At 30.6% G+C, this 17,779-nt stretch carries 16 protein-coding genes and 1 other RNA gene; 9 read left to right on the forward strand and 8 right to left on the reverse strand.

Annotated features, from left to right (window positions below; all coding sequences use genetic code 11):
* Window positions 1-37: 37 nt before the first annotated feature.
* The 6 genes from K8354_RS11880 (at window position 38) to K8354_RS11910 (ending at window position 5,260) form a co-directional block, all read left to right on the forward strand.
* On the forward strand, window positions 38-1,372 hold the full coding sequence (locus K8354_RS11880) for a sodium:solute symporter family transporter (protein WP_223439908.1): 1,335 nt from the start codon (window positions 38-40) through the stop codon (window positions 1,370-1,372).
* Window positions 1,357-2,202, forward strand: a complete 846-nt coding sequence (locus K8354_RS11885; protein WP_223439910.1) for a metallophosphoesterase family protein — start codon at window positions 1,357-1,359, stop codon at window positions 2,200-2,202. The genes K8354_RS11880 and K8354_RS11885 overlap by 16 nt, the downstream gene beginning before the upstream one ends.
* 11 nt (window positions 2,203-2,213) lie before the next feature.
* Window positions 2,214-2,705 (forward strand): rhodanese-like domain-containing protein, encoded by a 492-nt coding sequence (locus K8354_RS11890; RefSeq protein WP_223439912.1) that lies wholly within the window; start codon window positions 2,214-2,216, stop codon window positions 2,703-2,705.
* A 71-nt stretch (window positions 2,706-2,776) separates the two neighbouring features.
* The gene (locus K8354_RS11895) at window positions 2,777-3,379 is read left to right on the forward strand and encodes a TIGR04282 family arsenosugar biosynthesis glycosyltransferase (protein WP_223439914.1); all 603 of its coding nucleotides are present in this window, start codon (window positions 2,777-2,779) and stop codon (window positions 3,377-3,379) included.
* Window positions 3,376-4,191, forward strand: a complete 816-nt coding sequence (locus tag K8354_RS11900) for a purine-nucleoside phosphorylase (protein ID WP_223439916.1) — start codon at window positions 3,376-3,378, stop codon at window positions 4,189-4,191. Before K8354_RS11895 ends, K8354_RS11900 begins: the two co-directional genes overlap by 4 nt.
* 493 nt (window positions 4,192-4,684) lie before the next feature.
* On the forward strand, window positions 4,685-5,260 hold the full coding sequence (locus tag K8354_RS11910; protein WP_223439918.1) for a hypothetical protein: 576 nt from the start codon (window positions 4,685-4,687) through the stop codon (window positions 5,258-5,260).
* 174 nt (window positions 5,261-5,434) lie between these two features.
* On the opposite strand, the gene K8354_RS11915 is transcribed toward K8354_RS11910, so the two are convergent.
* Complete coding sequence (locus tag K8354_RS11915; protein WP_223439920.1) at window positions 5,435-5,671, reverse strand: DUF3820 family protein; 237 nt, start codon at window positions 5,669-5,671, stop codon at window positions 5,435-5,437.
* Window positions 5,661-6,863, reverse strand: coding sequence for an NAD(P)-dependent oxidoreductase (locus K8354_RS11920; protein WP_223439922.1), 1,203 nt, complete (start codon window positions 6,861-6,863; stop codon window positions 5,661-5,663). Before K8354_RS11920 ends, K8354_RS11915 begins: the two co-directional genes overlap by 11 nt.
* Before the next feature lie 254 nt (window positions 6,864-7,117).
* Between K8354_RS11920 and ssrA the strand changes: the two genes are divergently transcribed.
* Window positions 7,118-7,511, forward strand: a transfer-messenger RNA (tmRNA) gene (gene ssrA, locus K8354_RS11925).
* An 89-nt stretch (window positions 7,512-7,600) separates the two neighbouring features.
* Here the strand turns inward: ssrA and K8354_RS11930 are convergent.
* From K8354_RS11930 to K8354_RS11950, 5 genes are all read right to left on the reverse strand, one after another.
* Window positions 7,601-7,840: a helix-turn-helix domain-containing protein gene (locus K8354_RS11930; RefSeq protein WP_223439923.1), complete on the reverse strand. Its 240-nt coding sequence runs from the start codon at window positions 7,838-7,840 to the stop codon at window positions 7,601-7,603.
* A 65-nt stretch (window positions 7,841-7,905) separates the two neighbouring features.
* Window positions 7,906-8,193: an AbiH family protein gene (locus K8354_RS11935; protein WP_223439925.1), complete on the reverse strand. Its 288-nt coding sequence runs from the start codon at window positions 8,191-8,193 to the stop codon at window positions 7,906-7,908.
* Window positions 8,193-9,191 (reverse strand): virulence RhuM family protein, encoded by a 999-nt coding sequence (locus K8354_RS11940; protein WP_223439927.1) that lies wholly within the window; start codon window positions 9,189-9,191, stop codon window positions 8,193-8,195. The genes K8354_RS11935 and K8354_RS11940 overlap by 1 nt, the downstream gene beginning before the upstream one ends.
* Window positions 9,192-9,215: 24 nt before the next feature.
* Window positions 9,216-10,343 (reverse strand): AbiH family protein, encoded by a 1,128-nt coding sequence (locus tag K8354_RS11945; protein WP_223439929.1) that lies wholly within the window; start codon window positions 10,341-10,343, stop codon window positions 9,216-9,218.
* Window positions 10,344-10,405: 62 nt separating this feature from the next.
* On the reverse strand, window positions 10,406-13,528 hold the full coding sequence (locus K8354_RS11950; protein ID WP_223439930.1) for an Eco57I restriction-modification methylase domain-containing protein: 3,123 nt from the start codon (window positions 13,526-13,528) through the stop codon (window positions 10,406-10,408).
* 877 nt (window positions 13,529-14,405) lie between these two features.
* Between K8354_RS11950 and K8354_RS11955 the strand changes: the two genes are divergently transcribed.
* Both K8354_RS11955 and K8354_RS11960 read left to right on the forward strand, forming a co-directional pair.
* Complete coding sequence (locus tag K8354_RS11955; protein ID WP_223439932.1) at window positions 14,406-14,693, forward strand: helix-turn-helix domain-containing protein; 288 nt, start codon at window positions 14,406-14,408, stop codon at window positions 14,691-14,693.
* Between the two features lies 1 nt (window position 14,694).
* Window positions 14,695-15,945, forward strand: coding sequence for a type II toxin-antitoxin system HipA family toxin (locus K8354_RS11960; protein ID WP_223439934.1), 1,251 nt, complete (start codon window positions 14,695-14,697; stop codon window positions 15,943-15,945).
* A 140-nt stretch (window positions 15,946-16,085) separates the two neighbouring features.
* On the opposite strand, the gene K8354_RS11965 is transcribed toward K8354_RS11960, so the two are convergent.
* On the reverse strand, window positions 16,086-17,567 hold the full coding sequence (locus tag K8354_RS11965; protein WP_223439936.1) for an MltF family protein: 1,482 nt from the start codon (window positions 17,565-17,567) through the stop codon (window positions 16,086-16,088).
* Between the last annotated feature and the right edge of the window lie 212 nt (window positions 17,568-17,779).

Below are 17,779 nucleotides of genomic sequence, written 5' to 3' on the forward strand. Positions count from 1 at the left end.
AGGTTTTTAAAACCTGTGAGGTCTTCTATATAAATTTATGGAAGTAATAAATTATCAATGGGGATTAATTTTAGTGTCAAGTTTGATATTATTTTTCTTGTCTCCTTTAGCAAAAACTACAGATCAGTTTTTTAAAGCTGTGAATAAGAAAAAAGCACCAAATACTTTGGTCTTAACAGGAAGCTTAATCATTTCTTGGATTTTTGCCAAAAGTATTACCAATGCCGCCAATTTAGGACTGGATTTTGGTTTAGTCGGTGGCGTTGCTTACGCGGGTTATTATGTGTCTTTTGCCGTTGCCGGAATCATTATTTACCAGTTAAGAACCCAAGGAAATTATAAAAGCATCCATGAGTTTTTAATTTCAAAATTCGGAAAAAATGCAATGGCAATCTTCTCGATTCTGATTGCTTTTCGATTATTTAATGAAGTTTGGAGCAATACCATGGTAATTGGTAGTTATTTTGGCGCACAAGGAAGCAACTCTTATTATTGGGCTATTATTGTGTTTACCCTATTGACTTTAGCTTATGCCATTAAAGGTGGTTTGAGTAGTTCTATTTTTACAGATATCATTCAAATGGTTTTATTTTCTGTATTATTGAGCATCATTTTAGGAACTATTTTTTCGACGGATGATTTTTCTACACAGCAAATAATTTCGTCTGGAACTTGGAGTTTTGAGCTTGGTTTAAATTTATTTTTCGCCGCAATTCTGCAATCTTTTAGTTATCCTTTTCACGATCCTGTTTTAACCGATAGAGGTTTTATTTCATCACCCAAAGTAACACGAAAAAGTTTTTTATGGGCAAGTGTTTTGGGAGCCATTTGTATTGTTTTATTTAGTTTAATTGGAGTCTATGCCCAAACAAAAGGCATGCAAGGGCAAGCGGCGGTTGAAGTGGGTAAAGCTTTCGGCGTTGTTCTATTATTGATTATCAATTTTATTATGATTACTTCCGCAGCCTCTACCTTAGATTCCACTTTTTCATCTTTTTCAAAACTACTAGCCGTAGATTTAAATTTAGGAAAATCAGTTTCCTTTGGAAGAATTGTTATGGTTTTAATTGCTGTTTTAGGTACTTTACCCGTGTTTTTTGGAGCAGAAATTTTATCCGCCACTACTATTTCTGGCACGATGGTGATTGGTTTAACACCAGTCTTTATTTTTTGGAAGATTTCAGTACCAAAAATTAGCTTTTACCTAAGTGTCATTTGCGGATTGTTCTTTGGATTTTTACTAGTTTTAGATGTAGTTCCAGAGATATTCATTTTTACCAAAGGAAAGTATGCCTCTTTATTATGGGTCAATATATGGGGATTATTAAGTTGTATCATTTTATATTTTATTCCGAAATGGATCAGAAAATAACAGATTTAGGAAAAGTAACAGATTTAGGAAAAGTAACAGGAAAAATACTGCTTTTTGGCGGAGTTTACAGCAATTTACAAGCTTTAGAAGCTTTGAAAAAAATTGCTGAAAAAGAAAATATTGCGCCCGAAAATTGTATTTGCACAGGAGATATCGTTGGGTATTGCGCACAACCCGAAGAAACGGTGCAATTATTTAAATTGTGGGGAGCAAAAAGTATTGTTGGCAATGTAGAAATTCAGTTACGAGAACATGCAAATGATTGCGGTTGCGATTTTAAAGAAGGCTCTCGCTGCGATAATTTCTCTCAAATTTGGTATCCGTATGCGCAAAGTAAATTGTCAGAAAATTCATTAAATTTCTTAAAAAAATTGCCAAATCAAATCACTTTTACATACACCGATAAAAAAGTAACTTTTGTACATGGGTCCTATTTTCATATCTCAGAATTTATTTTTAAATCTACAAACTGGTCTAAAAAACAACCTAACTTTGAAGCTACAAAAAGTGATGTAATTATTGCAGGCCATTGTGGTTTGCCTTTTTTTCATCAAAAAGAAGATAAACTATGGCTTAATCCCGGTGTGATTGGAATGCCTGCAAACGATGGAAATCCGGATGTTTGGTATGCTGTACTAGAAGATTCAGATAATAATTTTAACTTTACTCACAAAACCTTACGATACAATTATAAATTAACGAGTAAATTAATGCAAAACGGATTACTTCCTGAAGAATATTCTAGAACGATTGTAACCGGAATTTGGGATAACACAGAAATTTTACCCCCTTTAGAAAGTAGTTTGCAAGGATTTGAAATTCAACTATAAAATCAATTTAAATGAAGAAAATTTTACTACTTTTTTTACTGATCTCATCCACAGTTGCTGCACAAAAAACATTAGACAAATTGCTTGATAAATGGAACACAAGAAACGTACCTTATATGTCTGTAGAAACCTTAGCATTACCCAAAACAAAAGCAATTTTACTGGATGCAAGACAAGAAAAAGAGTATAATGTGAGTCATTTGCAAAACGCCATTCGTGTGGGTTATGATGATTTTAAAATTAAAGAAACTTTAAAAAAATTACCAAAAAACAAGGATACTAAAATTGTAGTGTATTGTTCTTTGGGGATTCGCTCAGAAACGGTAGCGTATAAATTAATTCAAAAAGGATATACCAACGTTTATAATTTATATGGTGGTATTTTTGAATGGAAAAACGCTAATTTTCAAGTAAAAGATACCTTGGGAAATACCACAGAAAAAGTACATACCTTTAATAAAAATTGGAGTAAATGGCTAAAAAAAGGAGAGAAAGTTTATTAGTGTTTAATGGGTTGTGGGTTGTGGAAAAAATAAAAACAACTCTGTATTCAATTTAAAATTTAGTAATTTTTATGAGTAAAAACGTATTGTTAATTTTTACCAGAAACCCTGAATTGGGTAAGACAAAAACACGTTTGGCAAAAACGGTGGGCGATGAAATTGCTTTAGAAATTTATAAATTCTTATTAGAAAGAACTCGTGATGTTTCCTCTAAAGTGAGTGCTGACAAAGCTGTTTATTACTCTGTTAAAATTAGAAAAAATGATATTTGGGATGAAAATATATATCAAAAACATCAACAAATTGGTGAAGATTTAGGAGTCAGAATGCTCAATGCTTTTAAACATGGGTTTGATGCTGGTTATGAAAAAGTAATGATTATTGGTAGCGATTTATATGATTTATCAGCAGAGATTATTGAAAACGCATTTGTTGCCTTAGATAAAAATGACGCAGTTTTGGGTCCGGCGAAAGATGGCGGTTACTACCTATTAGGGATGAATGCTTTGCAAGAAAAAGTATTTAAAGGAAAAGAATGGGGCACAGAAACCGTTCAAAAAGAGACCTTAAAAGATTTAAAAGATAAAAAAGTATTTTTACTCAAAGAATTAAACGATGTTGATGTTTTTGAAGATATTCATGGGCATCCGGCATTTCAAAAATTTTTAAAATGAAACAACAACAATTACAAGAAACCATTGATTTTTTAAAATCCAAAGGAATTACCAAGCCCAGTATTGGTATTGTTTTAGGAACTGGTTTAGGGAAATTAGTCGAAGAAATTTCGATTGAAAAAGAGATTTCATATGCAGATATTCCTAATTTCCCAATAGCAACCGTAGAGTTCCATTCTGGTAAATTAATTTACGGGGATTTATCAGGAAAAAAAGTACTGGTAATGGCAGGTCGTTTTCATTTATATGAAGGATATAACGCTTGGGAAGTTACCTATGGCATCAGAACCATGCACGGTTTAGGAATTGAAAACTTATTGATTTCGAATGCTGCCGGAGCGATCAATTTATCCTATAAAAAAGGTGATTTAATGCTTATTGAAGACCACATAAATTTGCAAGGAACCTCTCCTTTAGCGTTTCAAGGTGCCAATGCTTTTGGGAATATTTTTGCAGATATGCTAGCGCCTTACTCTGAAAGTATGAATACTAAAATTACAGAAATAGCGAAAAGCAAAAACATACAATTGCATCTCGGAGTTTATGCTAGCGTTTTAGGACCGCAATTAGAAACCAGAGCAGAATACAGAATGTTGCAAATTATAGAAGCAGACGCTGTAGGTATGAGTACCGTGCCAGAAGTAATTGTAGCCAAACAACTAAACTTGCCTTGTGCGGCTATTTCTGTACTCACGGATGAATGTGATCCTAAAAACCTACAACCTGTAAACATTGCAGAAATTATAGCTACTGCTGGTGAAGCCGAGCCAAAAATGATTACTTTGTTTAAAAAGGTTATTGAGAAATTATAAGGCAAGAAAATGAGTACCACAGACCTTTCAGGTTTATAAAATCTGAAAGGTCTAAAAATTTACAAAAACTTAATTTTTATGTATCCATCAAGAAAATGCTTTATGTTTTAAAGTGAGGATGCGATAATTATTCCCTTTTGTAAAAACCTTTCTCTTTCAATTGATGAGCTTCCTTTAAAATAGAAATTAAAATTTCTTGGTTAATATCTTCTAAACTATAATAGCGAAGCGACTTTATAACTTTCCTGTTTTCAGAAATTAAATGCTCATTATATGCTGTTAAATGTGCGGAAAGCCAAAAAGCAACATCTACATAGCTTTTTTTTTAGACGCATTTAAATAACAAAAAGGTTTATCTTTTAAATAGTAAAAGGGAATTTTCCATTAAAATTTGTAAATGCATCAACATAGACTTCAAAGGTTCTGGTTGATTTAAAATATACGCCTCTGCTGGTTTCATTTTTTTGTATATTAGCGAAAGTTATAAATTTTTATGAATACACAGAATCATTTTAAAGTAAATTTTTCATTGCAAGGATTTGCAAGCGTTCAAATAGGCATTTATTTTATGCTTGCTGGATATTTAATTAAGAATATTTTAGACGGTTTTTTAATTGATGACAATACAATGGGTATGTTATCCGCAGAAATTATTGAAGTACTTCTAATTGTTATCGCAGTTTTAACCTTTATGTTTTCATCTTTGGCAATTTACTTTAAAAGTAGAAGGCGCTCCAAAAAACTTAATGATACCCTATGGAACCCTAAAACAAAAACCACTTTTTGGATTTATATATTGAGTTCGTTACTGATATTCCTAATTTTAATATTTTTAATGAATCAAGGTTTTATTGATTATATCGCGCCCGTATTTTTAATCCTTTATGCCATTTTAGTATTCGTTCTAAGAAATAAAGACAATAAAAGTATCTTAATTATTTCTAGTATTTGTTTGTTGCTTGCTACGCTTTGCTTTCTAATCCCTTCTTATTGGTACTCTTCATTGATAATTCTTGGTCTAACGCACATTACATTTGGAATTGTAAAAAAAACTGATTCTATTGCTTAACTCCAAACTTTACAAAATATTTTAGCGTATTTACTGAAATTACTTTGCATTTTTGCGTTGTATGCACGTAAAGACAACCGCAAAAATAAATATTGATTACTTGCTACAAATTATAAATTGATCAACTTTTAAAAACGAATTGAATATAATTCATCAACCTATGCTTTTCAGCTTTTAAGAAAACTCTTTTTGTATTTTTCTAACAATATCCTCTAAACCATTTAGTTGCAACTCATAAACAAGACTCATTTGTTGCCCAAGCTTCCCTTTCGGGAAACCTTTATTGTGGTACCAAACGATGTAATGTTCAGGTAAATCAATTAAAAATCTACCTTTAAACTTACCAAAAGGCATTTTCATTTTTGATACTTCTATCAAAAATTGTCGATTTAATACATTATTATTTTCCATCGACATAATCTTGCAAGTAAGAAAAACGTTCTGTCAGTTTTCCGTTTTCAGTCATTTTGGCACGTTCAAGAACCCCATCTTTATCATCATTAAAAAAAGCTGGAATTACATGTTTTAGAAACAATTCTCCAAAACCTTCGCTAGCATCCTTTGGCAACTCGCAAGGTAAATTATCAACAGCCATCACTACGATTGCTTTTTCATCCTTAAAATCAACTTCAGATTCAGTTTCTGGGTTATAACCGTAAATAGGATCTTCAATTGTTGATGCTCTTAACGTAGAAGCAACGGGACCATCTACATCACAAGAAATATCTGCGACAAATTTTATCTTAAAATCTTTTAATTTTGCATCTTCTCGAGTAAATAAATAGGGAGCACCATTTCCGTAAAAATGCCCTGCGATAAAGAAATCTGTAACCATTGCAAAACGCATAAAATCAGACTCATACTTTTCTGGATGGTTGTAAAAATCGATATTATTAAGTATTTGTGAGTCTTTGCGTTTGTTGTAATCTAAAACATCTACCAAGCAATACACAGGTTCCTTATAATTTTTAGTCAAATAATCATCAACAGAAACTTTCTGAATCTCCATGGCATCTAGCATTTCTTTAGCACCATAAGCAACTTTTCCGTTTCCGGTTAAGAGTATTTTAAGATTCCCTAATTTAATTTTTTTCAATTCTGAAATTAGTTCTTTTTGGCTGTCTAAAGTTTCTGCTTTTGGTAAATTGAAAGATTCGTTCGTCAATCCGATAGCTCTAAAACCATTATAAGCACCCACAATACCTGCATAACGTCCAAAACCAATGAGTCTTGCTCCGTTTTTTTTAACAATCGTTTCGTGATCGTAAAGTTCTATATTCTTATCTAAAATAGCCTTTAGTAACGCTCTGTTATACGGTTGCTTTTTGATGGTATGACTAAAGAAAAAATATTTCTTATTCGGTATTAAAGCATCGATAGGCACTTCTTTTACCCCCAATAAAACATCACAACTTGCCATATCATTGGTAACTTCGAATCCTGCTTTTCGATAGGCTTCATCTGAAAAAACTCGAATAGCAGAACTTTCAATCAACAAGGATGCCTTTGGAAACCTCTCTTGAAGTTCTTGCAACTTTTCTGGTGAAAAAACAACTCTTCTGTCTGGTGGATTTTTGCGCTCTTTTATAATTCCGAATTTCATTTTTTTTGTTTTTAAGTGACACTGAAATACTGAAAGAAATTCAGTTTTTAAAAGTTTTATAAAGATTGGTATAAAATTTGCTCGAAGATATTAGAATTTAAAGAGATTACCAACTGTATTTTTTATACTTTTGCAATCCATATTTTTATTTTTAGAAATATTTCTTGTACAAAATTAAATGAAAGATTGAGATGCTGATATATATATGTAGCATAAATTCAATTACGCAAATTAAAAATTTGCTATTTCATTGAGGGGACGACTGGTTTTGACAGCAAGGACAGTGAATTTGTAAGCATATCGAGTTATGAAATAACACTCGTAAAACCTAATTTCAACTTTTTAAACGGCGAAGATAACTACGCTTTAGCTGCATAATCCGAATTACAGTAGGATTTGCCTAGGCACACAAGGTGTGCAAGCTTTATGTCCACGAACAGCCTTGGTTTACGGCGTTTCACTTTTGGATATCGTAAAAGTAAACATAGAAAACTTGGTACTTTGACGAGTTTTTGAAACTAAAGAAGTTAAGTTAAAAGTGGATTGTTCTTAATCAGCTTTTGATCGAAAATTAAGAAAGAACTATATATGTAGAAAGCATTTTGGCTGCTTGTTTGGACCCGAGTTCGATTCTCGGCGTCTCCACAACTTAAAACCTCAACTAATTGATTTTAATTTAGTTGAGGTTTTATTATTATATTTTTAGTCAGCATTTAGTCATCTTTTGGATTTAAACACTACTTTAATTTTTTAGGAACAGTTGACAATTCACTCCGTTTATAATAAACCCTACCACCAATAGCATGCTTTATTAAATCTCCGTTATCTGTCCAGTTTCTAACAGAACCTCTTGATATATTTAAAATTTCCATGGTTTGTTTTACTGTAACTAAATCCGTATCAATTTCTGAGTTGTCAACTTTCTTGAACGGAAAATCAATTTTATCTTGTTTTTCGATTTTAATTCTTTTTTTCAAAAGCTTAAGAGCATGTGTTTTGACCCCTATAAAACAAGAGTAATCTTTTAAATTTCGATTATTAATTAAGCGGTTAATTTTTTCATCATAATTAGGTGTTTATCTGCATTCCATTTTTCCATTGGTGTTATGCGTCCCAATAAGCCATGAAGCCTTCTATTGTTATAAAATTTCACGTAACGTTTTAATATTTGTTCTATTTCTCCAAAGTATTGATAGTCGAACCTTTTTAATACTTCTGACTTTAGTAACCAAAACAAAAAATCGTTATAAGACGTTTTTAAACCTAAAGCTAAATCAAAACCATTACCAATTAAGATTAGTTTATTGTAGACTTTTGCTACATTCTTCATTATTTTTTGTTTTTAAGCAATTTTTCTATTTCTTCTAACTCTATTGCATCTTCTCTTTTGGCTTCCTCAATTTTTCTATTGGTGTCGTATTCTACGTATATTTCTCTTACTTTTTCTTCCATTTGCTTGTTAGAAATAGACCCCAATCCTTTTAAAACTTTTTGATCGTTAAACTCTAAAACGCTGTCTACATTTTCTTTCCAGAAATTCATTGTAATATCGATGCGATTTTTCACTCTTAATTCTGCTGTTTCTAAAAAGATGACTACTAATCTGTTTAAGGAATCTAGTTCATCTTCATTTAGATAGTTTTTTGCAATAAAAATATCTTGTTTTCTTACTGTATTGCCTTTCCATGTTGTTAGTGCCATAGTAGGGTCTGATGCATTGGCTCTTGCTACTACTAATTCTGCAGCTGTTTTATGTGTAACTGCAAATAGTAATTTGTTTTGTGTTTCGGCAAAAAACATTTGTGTGGCTTTGTCTGTTGGGTCGTAATCGCTGCATAATGCAAATAGGTCTCTTACTTTTTGATAGAATCTTTTTTCTGATGCTCTAACGTTTCTAATACGTGCGAGTAATTCATCAAAATAATCTGGTCTGCCATCTGGGTTTTTCAGACGTTCATCATCCATAACAAACCCTTTAATCATGTATTGTTTTAGGTTTTGGTTTGCCCAAATTCTAAATTGTGTACCTCTTTTGCTACGCACTCTAAAGCCGATTGCCAAAATCATATCTAAGGCATAAAAAGTAACGTTGTATTCTTTACCATCTTGGGCAGTTGTTAAGTAATCCTTAATAACTGAATTTGACGATAACTCTTTTTCTTTCAGTATATTAGATATATGTATACTGATGTTTGGTATAGAGGTGTCAAAAAGTTCTGCTAGCTGACTTTGGTTCATCCAAATAGTACCTTCTTTGGTATATAAACTTACAGATGCTTTGCCATCTGCAGTGTTATAAATAATGATGTTCTGTTGGTTGTTTTGCATTTTAATTCTTTTTAACTTTATTTCTTAATTGGTAAGTTGCGGCATTATATCTTTAGGATTAAAGTTTACAATTTTTTTTCTCATTGAGTTATTATCTTTAAAATGCCTTGAAATTTCCATTGTCTTATTGTTAAAATCATTTTCATCTTTATAGAAGTAGATTTTAATCGATTTACAATTTTCATTTTCAAAGATTTCATTAAGCATAACTCTATCAGATAAGCCACAACTATGACCATAAATACAGACCTGATATTCATTTGAGCTTACAAAACGTAATAAACTCCTGTAATTTGGACTTCTGAAATATTGAAACGACTTTATGTTTTCCAAATATAAATTATCATTCAAATCTTGTATTTCCTTGTATTTATCATCCATTTCATCACCATAACCAAAAATCATTTTTTCTTCTGTTGAATTTAATTTACCGTGAATATGATTGATTGTATAATTTATTTTTGGCTGATACTTATCTTCTACATTCTTTAATAATTGAGACAATGAATTTGTATAATTAAAATTTAATAAAAGTATATCTTTTCTGCCTATGGAATCTTCTGGACTTGCATCAATCATTTCTTCGTGAGTTACACCACCAAAAAATTGTTCAGAAAATAAAGTGCTTTTTCCACTATCTGCAAAAGCTGGTATCTCTAATGAAATTAAATAAATTTCTAATTGGTTTTTTAAGAAACTAAAATTATTATTTAATTTTTCGACTTCCTTTTTTTCTTTAAGATTTGATTTTAAAATATCATAATATGTTCTTTCAATATCTACCCAAGAATTTAAAGATGAATCATATATCGACTTAAACAATAAAGAATTACACGCAATATTTACAGGAGAATTTTCATTTAATAACTTTTGAAGCTTTTCAAGAGTGTCATGTCTATCTATAAATTCTAATAATTTATCTTGGTGATTAAAAGATTTCCAATAAGTAGTTGTTAGTTCATCTTTGTAATAGAAATATTTTGTACTCATATTTCTATCATCAAAACGCTGGTTTTTCTTAACTGATGTAATCAATAGATTTTTTAAATACCAAAACAAAAAGTCATTATAAGAAGTTTTCATACCTAAAGCTAAATCAAAACCATTACCTACTAATATTAGGCGATTATAAATTCTTTCTTTTTTACTCATTCTTTTCTTTTTCAATTAAGAGATTGCTTCGTGCTTTGCAATGACCTGTGTGATGGCAATATTTAACTATTCTCAACAATCTTAATTTCATCCTCAGTTAAACCATACAACTCATACACCATAGCATCTATTTCTTTGTCTGTTTGGGTTATTTGGGTTTGTAATGTTTGTGCTTTTTGTTTGTTTTCTTCAAAGAGGTCTAACCACTCAAACTCGTCTTTTTTGGTTAGTGCTGGTAATTCTTGTAAACCATCTTTTACAAGTAGTTTATTATTTGTTTTTACAGCTTTATTTAGTTCTTTTATAAAATCTCCAAATGCTAAATCGTGCAAATTTTGTAGTTTTTTTGATAGTTTTTCTAATTGGAATTTTTGTTTAAGATAGTTTTGGAATTTATTAGAAAGTTTTATAAAATCATCATTAAATTTTAGTATACTTTCTGCTTTTTCTATAAATGGTATTTGTTCTTTTTCAGCTATTTCTTTGATTGGAAATTTTCTTAAATCATTTAAAATAATTTTAGGAAACATCTTTCTAACTGACTTTGCAGTATTTTTTACAAAATAATAAGCTATTAATTTGCTGTTCAAAATAGGCAAAACATACTTCAAGGATAATGTACTTTCTGTTTTGGGGGTAATCGCTATATTACTCATATTAAACAGATAATCAACATCTGTAAAAGTGGCATTTATACTTTTAGGATAAGGACTAGTAATTTCTCTTACGATAATTTTTTTTCCTAAAAACTGTCTTGGCTCTGCTAAAAAAGAACCAAATTTTAAGTATGAGCCAGACCAATTGATATAATTCCGACCTAAATCTCTTCCTTCGAGATATGGAAAAGTATCAACATCAAATTTATAGTTATAATCATAAGGTCTATCTTTAACATCTTGTGCAGTTTGCTTTGGTTTTCCTTTACCTTTTTGATATGCTTTTAAACCAGATTTTATATAAACTAAATCATTTAAAATTTTTGAGCCATTTTTTAACTTTTTTATAAGGTTAACACTAATTTCATTTGAAAAAACCCTAAATTCAAATCCATCATTATTGGCAAAATCAATTTGTTTTCTTTTATGAGCAAACTTAAATTCTTTACCAGAACTTAATAAAACATCAACATTATTATCAATTTTAATTTCTTTTGATTTTGTAGCTATGATTATAATAGTTTCAACATTAACCCCTTCAAATGAATAACCCGCTAAATTAATGATTTGATTAACCTCACAATTCTGTAAAATATAATTCCTCAAACCTTTTGCAGACTCAACCATTAGCCAAGCATTGGGTATAATCAAGCCATAATTTGCTTTATCACAAATAATGTTTATGGTTCTTTCTATAAAAAGTAAGTATAAATTTATTTGATATTCAGCAGAAACATATTTGTCAGAATAATAGTCTTTAATTTCTTTTGAAAAATTATCTCTAGCGAACACGTAAGGAGGATTTCCAATAATCACATCAAAACCACCTTTTTCAAAAACTTTAGGAAACTGTGTTTCCCAAGTAAAAGCTTTATCACCAGCAACTGCTTTGCTATCTATTAAAGAATTACCACATTTAATATTACTGCTTAAATCGTTTAATTTACGTCTTGGTAGTGCAGTTCTCAACCACAAAGAAAGTTTGGCAATTTCCACAGATTCCTCGTTTAAATCTACCCCAAAAATATTGTTTTCTAAAATGGTATTTTCAATATCAGAAAACTGTAAACCACCACCTAATACTTTTGTTTTTAGCTCATCAATATAGGTGTGTTCTGCTATTAAAAAGTTTAAGGCTTGGTTTAAAAATGCGCCAGAACCACAAGCAGGGTCGCAAATTGTTAGTTGTAACAACCAATCTCTATACGTATCTAATAAACCTACTAAATTGGTAATGGTTGTTTTATTTCGGTTTTTACGTCCTTTAAAATACTCTTCTTCTTTAATGCCTAAGTCTGCCTTCTTTTCTGTACATAGTTTGCCTACTGTATTTTCTACAATGTACTTGGTAATGTATTTTGGAGTGTAAAAAACTCCGTCTTTTTTTCGTTTGCTGGTTTGTTTATCAAAATCTGCCCCTTCTATTTCTGCATTTACACTTTCAATTTCATTTAAAGAGTTTTCGAAAATGTGCCCTAAAATATTAACATCAACCTGACTTTCAAAATCGTAGCCTGCTAACTTTTTTGTGTGTTTGTAAAGTAAATCATTGTCTATTAACAAACCATCTAATAAAGTATCTTCTTTAAAAAGCCCTCCATTATACGCATAAATTTCGCCTCTACTTTTTGTACCTTGTCTTCCTTGGTCTAAAAAATGAAAGTATTGTTTAAAGAGATTGTAGAGTGGTCTTTCATCTCCAAAATCGTTATCTGCTTTCCATTTTTTTAAAATGAGTTCTGTGCTGTTGGCAGGCAATAAACTGCGGTCTTCTGCAAAAAATATAAATAAGAAACGATCTATTAATTTTTGAGATTTTTTAAATAAAGCGAGTTTTGTTGTTTTTTCATTTCCCAACAAGGGAGCATGCTCCCTTGCCATATTCTGTTTTACTAAATCTCTATATAATTCTCTTTTAAAAAGTGAATAATCTTTGTAAAATTCTTTGGTAATTTTTTCTTCTACAACAATAGAGGCTTCTTTAATTTTTAAAGGAGTGTTATTTAAAATATTGTCTTTTTGTAGACATAAATAAAAGAGTTGAAAACGTTCTTTTGTGAGTTCGAATAAATTAAATTCTTCAAACTCTGTAGCATCATTTATGTAGAAACGCAACTTCTCGAAATTAGAGGTTATTACATATACGCATCCTTTTTGGTTGGCTTTGTAATCAAAAGCTTGTTTTCTGATACTTTCTAAATCTTTAGTATTTGTGCCTTTTAATTCTATGACACCAACTGCAATATCTTGATGTAAAATTGCTCCATCTGCTTTACGTGCGTTTTTTTGGTTTTTATATTCTGCTACTAAATTAAAAGCTACATTAGGTTTTAATGTGTAGTCTAAAATATTGACAAACAATTCTGTTAAAAAAATACCCTGATACTCTTCTTCTTTAGAACTTCTAATGTTTTCTTGAATGGTGGGATTTAAAAAATACTTTACGTACTTTTTGTATGCTTTTTCTATAACAGCGCTATCTAGTAAATTGATGTAATTTTTTAATACCGAGGTTTGATATAATGACATAAATAGCTTGCAATTTTTTTGAACCTTAAAAATAGAATATTAATTGAAAACTAACTTATTATTTCTTCGCTAAATATTGAAAGTTTTAATTTAGCGTTTCATTTTTGTTGATTTTCTGGATATAAACTTGTTGCAATTTTGCAATGTTGTTGTAAATTATTTACTACATAATATATGAGATTAATTAAATACAATAAAAGCCCAATAATTGGGCTTTTATCAGTTAGATATATTTTTATCTTTTTTATATCGTTTTGTAAAAAAATAATTTTATAACACATACTCGTTATACTTATTTAGTACCTTTTGGGCGCCTAACCCTTATATGCTATCCAAACGCAGGTTCTACGAAACAGTATAAAACTTATCTTATTACAAATTACCAAGAAGATTTATACAGCTCTTAAAATGTTATGAGAGTCTAAATTTTTTAAATGCACCCAACAAATAGACTGCGTTTACACTTTTAACCCTTTAAAATATTGTTTTAAAGGGTTTTATATCTTAATATATCAGTTAAAAATAGTAGCTTACCATCTATTTTAGACTTCAAAACGTCTATAAAATGGCAAACCCTTTCGAAATTATAAATCAAAGATTAGATTGTATTGAAACTTTACTTGAAAATCTAAATTGAATTATTGGCAATAAAAGTAGTATTGGTGCATATCCAGATGTAGTTTTAATCAATGCAAAAAAGATTAGAAGAAAAATAAAAGTGAATTTCGGATTTAGAAAGTTTATAGATTAAGCTTGTCGAAAAATCTTCTTTAGGATAATTTAAAAATGAGGGGGAAATTTAAAAATAAATAATTAAACGTATATTATTTTATACATAATAGATATATTTGTATAATTATATATACATTATGGTATTATGGCAAAGAAAAAACAAATACTATTTCCAAAGCACTTAGTCATTCTAGAGCAGTTAGGTGAAAACATCAAATTAGCAAGAAAGCGACGTAAATTAACAGCAGTTCAAGTTTCTGAAAGAGCTAATATTGTCAGAATGACTTTATATCAAATAGAAAAAGGCAACCCAAGCGTTGCTATAGGAGCCTATTTCAATGTATTAAGGGTATTAGGCTTGCAAGACGATTTCTTAAAACTAGCAGCTGACGATGAATTTGGAAGAAAATTACAAGACTTAGATTTATTATAATATGGCTACTAAAAAACGGGACATTTACGTATTTGCACATTGGAAACCAATGGAAGCACCTAAATTAATAGGTATACTTTCAGCATTGTATGCGAAAGGTAAAAAGGCCTTTAGTTTTGAGTATGATAAAAACTGGATCAAATCTAAAAACCAAATGATATTAGATCCAGATATTCAGTTTTATGGTGGCCCACAATATCCAAATAACAAAGAAAACTTTGGTGTCTTTTTAGATAGTATGCCAGATACTTGGGGGCGTACTTTAATGAAAAGGAGAGCTTCACATGAAGCGGCTAAAACAGGAGAAAAAGCAAAAACACTATATGATATCGATTATTTGTTAGGGGTCTATGACGAAAGCAGAATGGGAGCATTAAGATTTAAAACAGATCCAAATGGTCCGTTTTTAGATAATAACAATCTGTCTCCAACACCACCATGGTCCTCAATACGAGAACTTCAAAATGCTGCTCAAAACTTTGAAAATGACACCAATAATGAGGAAGCAAGACAATGGTTAGCCATTTTAATGGCACCGGGTTCCTCTCTTGGAGGTGCCAGACCCAAAGCCAACATTCTTGATCATGATAAAAATTTATGGATCGCAAAATTCCCTGCAAAAAATGATACTATAGACAAAGCTGCTTGTGAATACCTTGCCTATCAATTAGCATTAAAAGCGGGCATAACCATGTCTGAATGTAAAATCCAAAAGGTTAACGGGATCTACAATACCTTTTTTACAAAACGTTTCGATAGAGAAAATGGAGAAAGAATTCATTTTGTGTCGGCGATGACCATGACAGGTAATAACGAAGAAACCATCAGAGATAATACATCTAGCTATTTGGAGTTAGCAGAGTTTATTCAAAATCAAGGTTGTAACATAGAGGAGAATTTAGAACAATTATGGAGAAGAATTGTTTTTAACATTGCCATTTCAAATACCGACGACCATTTACGTAATCATGGGTTTATACTAACAAAAGAAGGTTGGATATTATCTCCTGCTTACGACCTCAATCCATCTATAGATAAGGATGGTTTGGCGTTAAACATAGATATGGATGATAATGCATTAAACTTCAATTTAGCAAAAAGTGTAGGCATCTATTTTCGTCTTCGTGAGAATCAAATGGATGCAATTTTAGAGGAGGTGATTACAGCGGTTACTTCCTGGAAAGAAATCGCAACTAAAATCGGTATTCCTAATAAAGAAATTCAACTCATGGAAAAAGCATTTAATATATAATCTAAGAATTGCAAAGCCAGCTTCTTTATATTACATGGCTGTAAAAATTAACCCAAAAGTTGGTGTTAAATGAAAGCTTAACAAATAAAACAATATATACCAAAAGCCTGATGCATGATACATTGTCTTTATAAATTAAATTATTCCAAAGGAATAAATTGTCTGTAATGGTCATAGCGCTCAAAAATTTGCTCAATATAATTAGCGGGCTCTTCACCTCTTACATATCCATATTTTATAAAAGGTTTATTGTAATTTTTAGGCAAACTTAACGCTAAGATCATCTTTTCTACATTATCCGACCAAACAGTTGAATCTAAATTATTTTCTTTAGCCAATCGTTGTGCATCTCTAACATGACTATACCCGCAATTGTAAGATGCTAAAGAAAATTTAATTCTATTGATAGAGTCATTAATATCTGTAAATCGGTTGTATAGTTTATCTAAATAATCGGTTCCTCCTCGAATACTTTCATGAGGATCAGAAACATCTTTTATCCCTAAAGATACCGCTGTAGCTGGCATTACTTGCATTAAACCGCTTGCACCTGCCCACGATTTTGCAACAGGATCAAAGCGAGATTCTTGATATACTTGTGAAGCTAGCAATCTCCAATCCCAACCAATTTTAGTGGCATGTTGCTTTATCAAATCATCATATTTACTAATTTGATTATTTTTTAAACTGTAATAATCACTTCTTATTCGTTGTCTAAAAGTGCGTTTATTTTTAAAGTATTTGTTATAAATAACATTAAAATTCATTTTCCGTCTTTGAGACACAATCCAATCATCAACAACAGCTCTAAATTTTGATGACTTTTTTCTGGTTACCCAACCTATTTTTTGAGAAAAAGAAATAGGAATATCAATCTTAAGATTAGGATTGAAAGAAGCATTTATTTGCGCCAGGTTTTCATCGGCTATAGTGTATTTTATTTCTCCAGAAGCGACCATATCGATAATTTCATCTGTAGACAATTTACTGTCTAAGGTATCAATAACAATATTTCCTCCCATTTCATTTGATAAACTTAACAAACGCTCTATGTATGCTGAATTTTTTCTAATGGACACAGTTTTACCAATTAGTTCAATAGGATCATGAATAAGCTCCTTCTGAGTAGCGCTCCAGGTCATATTTAAATAATTATCTGGCATCTTCTGCACAAGTACTTGCCTTGTTAAATATAAATGTTCTGTAAAATCAACTTCCCACTTTCGTTGATTTGTAATCGTCATACCGTGTGCTATTAAATCAACATCTCCCCTATTTAATACTTCAAATTGTGTATCGAGATCTTTAGAGACTACAATCTCTAATTTTAAATCAAGATGCTTTGCCAATTGTTTTAAAAGTTCATATTCAAAACCCATAGCTTGACCTCTGTATAAAAAATAACTCGTACTGCTGTACACAACCAAAGCTCTTAAAACACCATCTTTCTTAATATCTTCTAAATCTCTATCTACAGAATTGGCAACAAAAGGATTTATTATTTTTTCCTGCTGACTAAGCGTATCTTCTTTTTTCTGCTTACAGGAAGCTAAGTTCAAGAAAAGGGTTGCAATGATTAAAATTATGAATGTGTATAGCCTATTTATTTTCTTGTTTTTCATTTTGTTGTATTTAATTAGAACTTCTTTCTGGCAAAAAGTCAAATTGAATTCCCCTAAATTAATAAAAAAATAATAAATCTAAAATTTTACAGATTTTGTAAGTGAATATTCGTTCGAAAAATAGCATTCCAATGAAACTAGTTTAAAGCCACAACCCCGTGTAAATACCTGTAATTAAACATGTTAGTTATTAAGTGGACTTAAATTACAAT

It is taken from the genome of Polaribacter litorisediminis (assembly GCF_019968605.1).
Classification (GTDB): Bacteria; Bacteroidota; Bacteroidia; order Flavobacteriales; family Flavobacteriaceae; genus Polaribacter; species Polaribacter litorisediminis.